Origin of the sequence: Streptomyces sp. 4F14, assembly GCF_048159485.1 — a bacterium.
GTDB lineage: Bacteria > Actinomycetota > Actinomycetes > Streptomycetales > Streptomycetaceae > Streptomyces.
Window position 1 is genome coordinate 1 of record NZ_JBLRVY010000123.1, and the last position, 468, is coordinate 468.

A 468-nucleotide genomic window follows, 5' to 3' on the forward strand; every position below is an offset into this window, starting at 1 on the left:
CGCAGAGCGCAGTCGCCGTGAGCAGAGCACCGCGCGGACGGGCCGTACTGATGGCCAGATCGTGATGCCCGGCGGCAAGCCCTTCCAGGGTTTCCTCCGCATTGCCGAAGGACGCCCGCAGAGCGAATCCCTGGCCGTCCTCGCCGGTCAGCTCGGTCAGCGCGGGCAACGCCCGCTCGGCGGTGAACTCGGGCGGCCCGGCGAGATGCAGGGTCCGCAGGGCGGAGTCGTCCTGGACGCCGGTCTCGGCGATCTCCACGAGGGCGTCGAGATGAGGTGCGGCCTTGTGCGCGAGTTCGTCGCCGATGGTCGTCGGGGTCACGCCGCGGGCCTGCCGCAGGAACAGCGGGCGGCCGAGCTGGCGCTCCAACGTGCGGATCTGCGAGGTGACGGCGGGCTGGGAGAGCCCGAGCAGCGCTGCCGCGCGCGTGAAGGAACCGGCCCGGTGCACGGTGACGAAGGTGCGCA

The 468-nt window shown here is 72.4% G+C and carries 1 protein-coding gene; it reads right to left on the bottom strand.

Annotation, left to right across the window (positions count from 1 at the left end; genetic code table 11):
* The coding region (locus ACLZOT_RS49930; RefSeq protein WP_416975975.1) for a LysR family transcriptional regulator at positions 1–468 on the bottom strand (468 nt) is incomplete at both ends.